The 5,907-nt window shown below is 47.4% G+C and carries 8 protein-coding genes; 2 read left to right on the forward strand and 6 right to left on the reverse strand.

The window, feature by feature from the left end:
- Nucleotides 1–526: helix-turn-helix transcriptional regulator (locus ACTHMC_RS26990; RefSeq protein WP_440418106.1), on the forward strand; the 526-nt coding region annotated here is incomplete at its 5' end.
- A 161-nt stretch (nucleotides 527–687) separates the two neighbouring features.
- Here ACTHMC_RS26990 and ACTHMC_RS26995 read toward each other — a convergent pair.
- A complete protein-coding gene (locus tag ACTHMC_RS26995) occupies nucleotides 688–1,071 on the reverse strand; it encodes a hypothetical protein (protein ID WP_440418107.1) in 384 nt (127 codons plus the stop codon).
- Between the two features lie 133 nt (nucleotides 1,072–1,204).
- Here ACTHMC_RS26995 and ACTHMC_RS27000 point away from each other — a divergent pair, with 133 nt between their 5' ends.
- Nucleotides 1,205–2,209 (forward strand): AraC family transcriptional regulator ligand-binding domain-containing protein, encoded by a 1,005-nt coding sequence (locus tag ACTHMC_RS27000; RefSeq protein ID WP_440418109.1) that lies wholly within the window; start codon nucleotides 1,205–1,207, stop codon nucleotides 2,207–2,209.
- Here ACTHMC_RS27000 and ACTHMC_RS27005 read toward each other — a convergent pair.
- The 5 genes from ACTHMC_RS27005 to ACTHMC_RS27025 all read right to left on the reverse strand — a co-directional run.
- Nucleotides 2,199–3,035 carry an SUMF1/EgtB/PvdO family nonheme iron enzyme gene (locus tag ACTHMC_RS27005; protein ID WP_440418111.1) on the reverse strand — a complete coding sequence of 279 codons (837 nt, stop codon included), beginning with the start codon at nucleotides 3,033–3,035 and terminating at the stop codon, nucleotides 2,199–2,201. The genes ACTHMC_RS27000 and ACTHMC_RS27005 overlap by 11 nt on opposite strands.
- Nucleotides 3,025–3,762 carry a hypothetical protein gene (locus tag ACTHMC_RS27010; RefSeq protein ID WP_440418112.1) on the reverse strand — a complete coding sequence of 246 codons (738 nt, stop codon included), beginning with the start codon at nucleotides 3,760–3,762 and terminating at the stop codon, nucleotides 3,025–3,027. Before ACTHMC_RS27010 ends, ACTHMC_RS27005 begins: the two co-directional genes overlap by 11 nt.
- 3 nt (nucleotides 3,763–3,765) lie before the next feature.
- Complete coding sequence (locus tag ACTHMC_RS27015) at nucleotides 3,766–4,506, reverse strand: hypothetical protein (protein ID WP_440418113.1); 741 nt, start codon at nucleotides 4,504–4,506, stop codon at nucleotides 3,766–3,768.
- 14 nt (nucleotides 4,507–4,520) lie between these two features.
- Complete coding sequence (locus tag ACTHMC_RS27020) at nucleotides 4,521–5,093, reverse strand: DUF4240 domain-containing protein (protein ID WP_440418114.1); 573 nt, start codon at nucleotides 5,091–5,093, stop codon at nucleotides 4,521–4,523.
- Nucleotides 5,094–5,317: 224 nt separating this feature from the next.
- Nucleotides 5,318–5,907, reverse strand: a 590-nt coding sequence (locus ACTHMC_RS27025; protein WP_440418115.1) for an alpha/beta fold hydrolase, incomplete at its 5' end; no start/stop codon positions are given.

Consider the following 5,907-nt stretch of genomic DNA (forward strand, 5'->3'; position numbering starts at 1 on the left):
TGTAACGATGCACCTGGTGGAGAGAGGCAAGGTATTGTCAGAGATCAAGGAGAAACTGGTGCAGGCCATCACCAAACATGATCCGCCACTCAATATCGGCAATTTCAGAAAAGTGATGCGGCTGCTGGAAGAGGCGGAGAACAAAGATGAAGACTGGGAGCATTTTGCACGCCACTTCGATGAAGTGCACAGCAATTACCTGAACTCGGTGAAAAAACATTTCCCTTCCCTCACCACCACTGACCTTAAACTCTGCGCTTACCTGCATATCAATCTCACGTCAAAGGAAATTGCGCAACTGATGGGCATTTCCGTGAGAGGGGTGGAAACCAGCAGGTACAGGTTAAGAAAGAAACTGGATATTCCCGGAGAAACTTCGCTCAACACCTTTTTGCTGGAAGCGATCGCGAATGATCAACCCAGCAATGGTAACGGGAATGGTCATGCGAATGGAAACGGAAATGGAAACGGAAACGGTCATGCCAGTGCCCTCTCTGTAACGGAATTATCCAAAAACGAAACCTGATCATATTCAGCGGCAGCCCGGTAGTCAGCGTGTTCCCAGTAGCTCGCCTCCGGCGAGTTACTTCAATTTTTTCGCCTCTGGCGAACACCGTGTTGCCGGGAGGTGACAGAATAAAAGTCAATCGCGGGGACGCGAGCTACTGGACACACGCTGAGTAGCGCTTACATTCCTGGCTTTGCTGCATAGGTTCCTTTAAATTGAAGTAAGGCCATCAGTGCCACCCAGGCAGCAACGGCAATGATCAATACGATGCCGATGGTGGAAACTATTCCTGAGAGCAGGAAAACAGCTGCAATGCTCGCCACTACCCAGCTGATATCGAGGGTTGTTATCAGCATCACAGATCTTAACCGGATGGGGTTCCGGGTGCCAACAAATAATACATAAGCTGCAAAGAGCACCAGGAATATGCCTGTTTCAACGAAGTAAATCGATTCGCTTACACCAAAAACACCAGTGGTTATGGTAGGGAAAAGCGCCAGGAATAAACCAGTAGCTCCGGAACTGATGGCATTTACTAACAGGGTTGTTCTTAATGATAACATATGATTTAATTTTCAACAAAGCTACCATGCCGCATGCGCCAGCAGGGAGTCATATCCCGCCAGTAATCTGCCATTTTCCGCCAGATTGCAGGCAACGGGCAAAAGGCCGGTTATCTTTGAAAAAAATAAGCAAATGGAAAATTTCCAGAGAAGGTTCCTGCTGGCGTTGCTGGGCTATGCTGCGCACCGTAATATCGATGCAAAGAGACTATGTGAATTGTCCGGCATCGATCTTAAAGAGCTTCAGCTGAATGAAGCCATCAAATACGAGCCTGCCCTCATCAACAGTCTCTGGAAGAATGCCGCCCATCTCAGCAATGATCCGCTTTTCGGATTGCATTTCGGAGAATCGATGCAGCTGGCAGCTCTGGGCATCATCGGCCAGATCGTACAAAGCAGCAATACGGTGGAAGATGCACTTGCCAATGCCGGCGCCATGACGCCCCTGATCACGGATATCTTTGAAATGAAGCTGGAGCGCGGCAAAACCCATTTCACCATTCACTTACTGTATGATCCCGCCAGGGCAGAGCTCTGGCCTTCCGCTTTCAGGCATATGGCGGATTACCTGGCGGTGATTGTAGTGCATGAGATGGATGGATTACTGCTGCAAAAGATAGAACCCGTGAGCGCTACCCTTCCCTACTCCCTGGGCAACCAGCACGAATATGAAAGGATACTTCGTTGTCCTGTTATCAAAAGCAAAGATGAAATAAGTATTCAGGTGCATAACAGATTCCTCACAGAACCTGTGCTCACGGCCAATTACGCCATACAGCAGCATCTGCTGCAACAGATCAACCTGGCGTTGAAATCAACGGACTCCGGCAATACACTTCACAAGCGCATCTACAATTACCTGCTCACCAACAGTTACCTGCAATTGGTGTCTCAGGAATCCGTAGCTGCCAATTTCAATATCAGCACCAGGAGCCTGCAAAGGAAATTGAAAGAAGAAGGTGTGACCTATCTTGAAATAGTGGAAGAAGTAAGAAAGACCTTAGCCATCAATTATCTCACGGGAAAGCAGTACCAGGTGAAGGAAGTGGCGCATATTCTGGGTTACAATGAGCTCAGTGCTTTTATCAGGGCCTTTAAAAGATGGACGGGTAAAACACCTTCGGAGTTCACGGTTTAGCCGCAGGTTTTACAACTCTGAATCCCTGATTGCTGAAGGAGGCGCGGGCATGCACGCGGCCGATATCCACGGAGTTGAAGAAACTGCAGGCAAAGCGGCTGCACCACCAGGAACCGCCACGGGCATGTGCAATATTATCCTTTTCATCCGGCTTCAGTTTGCCGGAGCAGAATTCGAATACATTCCCATAGATATCATACAGGCCCCAGGCATTGGGAGCAAAGCTACCTACCGGTGATGTATACATGTAATTATCGGAATGATCGGCTTTCAGGTGATCGCGGCCATGCCAGATATTGGCATATTTGCCGATAGATCCATCTGTTTCTCCGAAAAAAAAGTCAGTAGCTGATCCTGCGCGGCAAGCGATCTCCCATTCATCCAGCGTTGGCAACCTGTAACCAGCCCATTTACAGTAGGCTTGAATATCCTGATAACTGATACAGGTTACAGGATGGTCCATTTTATTTTCTATGCCGCCCCTGCCGGTGCCATTAGGATAACGCCAGTTGGCAGTGGAATCTTCCAGCCAGCGGAACTCATCAAGCCCTGGTTCAAAGACCATGGCATTGCGGTTTCTCTCAGCATCGGTGATATAACCCGTTGCAGCAGTAAACGCAGCAAACTCACGGTTGGTGGTTTCATACACCGCGATCAGGAAACTGTCTACTTTTACTTTTCTGAGAGGATTGGAATGATGCCCTTTTTTACCAACCAGGTATTCACCTGCGGGAATGTGTTTGAAGGCAGCTGAAGGCAACTGCGCCCGTACCTGAACCAGCGCTGCAACACAAAATATCCCGCAGATCCAGTTTTTAATGAACATACTTCTCAGTTGCGAATTTGAGAATGGTATATGCTTTGGTATTGGTGAAGAGGGCAGACTTTCTGAAGGAACGGGTTTCTGATTTCTGATTCATTTCCTGCCAGATCTCCGAATCCAGCCAGGGCTGGTATTGGTCTTTTTCCATTAACTCTATCAGCAAGGTCAGCAGGTCTTTATCGCCGGTCCTTTTGTAATTGCTGATCAGCTGCGGCACCAGCTCCACTGCATGCAGCTCTTTGATCTGCTTTTTGTAATTGAAGCCCACAAAAACAGAATCATACATGGTTTCTCCCATCAGCCGGATGGTCAATGCCCGGTTCTCTTTCAGGAAATCCCGCTGCCTTTTGCTCATCGCTGCTTCCAGCGAAGAGATGGGGAGATAACGCAGGATCTTATATTCAACGGAATCATAACTGAAGACCGTACAGATCTGCATAAAGGATTCTGGAAAGGCCATGCACCAGGTGAATTTCTCTTCAGGACTGAGAGTACTCAGGGCCGCCTCCTGCAGCGGATTTGCAACGAATGAGTTCCTGTCCGTATCAGCTTCTTTTGCCAGTTTCTTCACCTTGTTGTAGCCATAAGGCGGGATGGTGAAGCTGAATCTTTGCTCAGAAGGACCGGAGATCCGGAGAAAGTTCTCTTCTTTTGCAGGCTTGTTTTTCTTCTGGGAAAAAGCGGTAGCTATATTCAGCAGAAAAGCAACAAGAAGTAAGATTCGTACCATAACTCATTTTTTAAGTGACTGATGGAATTCGGTTGCACGTTTGATGATCAGTTCTTCATTCGCCTGGTTGTAATTGATATGAGCCATGTATTCATCACTGGACTCATATAATTTCTTATAGGAGCTTGACTCCATGAATGGCTTGAACTCATTCTTCTTCATCAGCAGGTTGAGCACTGTGAGGATATCTTTGTCCGTCTTCGTTTTGCTATACACAGCAATCAGCTGCGGGATCATGGATATGCCATTCAGATCCACGATCACAGTTTTGTAATTCAGTCCCACATAACCTGTGCGCCCGATGCTTTCTCCCATCAGGGCCAGCACGGAATCCTTGTTCACGGAAAGCCAGTTACGTTGCCTGTCGCTCAGGAATTCTTCCTCAAAAGGGCTCAGCAGATGCGCGAAGATCTTCTGGTCTTCATCCTGTACCGGCGCTCTCACATCACAGTTCTGGGTGAAGCGGTCGCCATGAATCATGCAATAAGTGAATTTTTCGCGGAGGCTCAGCGCCTGCCACTGTTGGTAAGTTATCTCAGACTTTGCATCATAATCGGTGTCTTCCGTTTTGATGCCAGCAATCAGTTTCTTTATTTTGGCCAGCCCATAAGGTGGTATGGTATTCTTATGCCGCTGTTCATGGTATGCCTCGCTTTTTGCAGAAGCAGGTTTCCAGACTTCTTCATCCTGGCAAAAAGCGGGTACCGACAAACCGAGCACTGCTATCAATAAGAAAAACTTCATATTCATTTATTATATTAATTCATTTCCATTCTGGCTGCGTACAAACCGGGGCAGATCGCTTTCATGGAAGCCGGGTTATCTTCTTCCCAGTTGAAATTGATGGGAGCGTATCCTTCGGAGGCGTCACGGAGCCTGTCCTCGATATGCGAATAGATGCTTTTTCCGGTTTTTCTTTCAAAAGCATATACAGCTACATACCCGAAAGATTCAAACTCGTAATTAAAGTCTTCAAAATCCTCGCTGGCAAATTCCAGAAGCCTGTCAGGTTTTTCCAGCACCGTGTAAAACACTTCCTGTCCTCTTGAGATCAGCCAGCACCTGAAGTACTCGAACCCGTCATCGGAGCAGCCGCCATTATTGATATAGGCTGCGCACCACAATTCGGATAAATAACTCCTGACCATCAGGGAGCCGGTACGCAGATGAAACCCGATAATATCCTGTGGGTTCATCACTTTCAGCCTGTTCACCAGGTACTCTTCCTGCTCCTCCTGGTCTGCTGTTTCGCTGAGCGAATCCTGGATGAGCTGCCAGTAAACTGTGGTATCCATCATCTGTCCTGACTTTTCCAATGCATCGAGGTTCATAAATTCGAATTGTAGTTGTATCATTTGTTTAGGGGAGGCAAAAATAATCAGGCAAACGATATCACACAATACAAACTGAAAGATGCCATGGAGACTTAATTTTCACAACCGTTGCAGTCATAAAATACAAAAAAGTGAGCATCAATGCTATATTTCCACCATATTAAAACAGAACTGCCGGCAACACCTGCCGGCAGCGAAACTGTATCAATCGGGTTTTTCATTTATGCGTTTTGCTGGAACCAGTCGTAGATATAATTCGCCTCATTTTTCCAGGTGGGTAGACCTACCACAAAGTGATTGCTACCGGGGAATTCCTTGTACTCGGTTACAGATCCGTTGTTTTGTTTGTAGGCTTTGAAGTTCCTGCGGTTCAGGTGGGCAGGGATGATATTATCTGTTCCTCCGCCCACTATCAGCAAAGGTCCATGAGGCTTTTTGAAATCCACTTTTGCAGCGCTGCTCAAACCGCCACGGGCTACGGTTTTAGATTCGGGGATGGTATTTTCTTCCCATGCTTTCTGCTGTTCTTCCAGGCTCATTCCATTCACGAAAGCATACTGCCAGTCTTTAAGACTCATCAGGTAGGTCTTTTTAGTGGAGGTGAAGAGCCCCAGGGATTTCCATCCGGCTTTCAGGAATGAGAACTCATAGGGGAAAACACCTAAAGGTGGCACGGGGTGCAGCACAGCGGCAGCAGCTACAATTCCACGGTTCAGGAGGATCTGCGTGATCAGTCCACCCAAAGAGTGACCAATGGCGATCGGTTTTTCAGGAAGACTCTTTGCTACGCTTGCGTAGTGGTCTATCACTT

Origin of the sequence: Pseudobacter sp. (assembly GCF_051955275.1) — a bacterium.
Taxonomy (GTDB): Bacteria; Bacteroidota; Bacteroidia; order Chitinophagales; family Chitinophagaceae; genus Pseudobacter.

Bases quoted from the DNA above. Each gene is read 5' to 3' on its own strand.
- ACTHMC_RS27015 (WP_440418113.1), bottom strand. From the start codon at position 4,506: ATGAAGTTTTTCTTATTGATAGCAGTGCTCGGTTTGTCGGTACCCGCT.
- ACTHMC_RS27000 (WP_440418109.1), top strand. From the start codon at position 1,205: ATGGAAAATTTCCAGAGAAGGTTCCTGCTGGCGTTGCTGGGCTATGCT.
- ACTHMC_RS27010 (WP_440418112.1), bottom strand. From the start codon at position 3,762: ATGGTACGAATCTTACTTCTTGTTGCTTTTCTGCTGAATATAGCTACC.
- ACTHMC_RS27005 (WP_440418111.1), bottom strand. From the start codon at position 3,035: ATGTTCATTAAAAACTGGATCTGCGGGATATTTTGTGTTGCAGCGCTG.
- ACTHMC_RS27020 (WP_440418114.1), bottom strand. From the start codon at position 5,093: ATGAACCTCGATGCATTGGAAAAGTCAGGACAGATGATGGATACCACA.
- ACTHMC_RS26995 (WP_440418107.1), bottom strand. From the start codon at position 1,071: ATGTTATCATTAAGAACAACCCTGTTAGTAAATGCCATCAGTTCCGGA.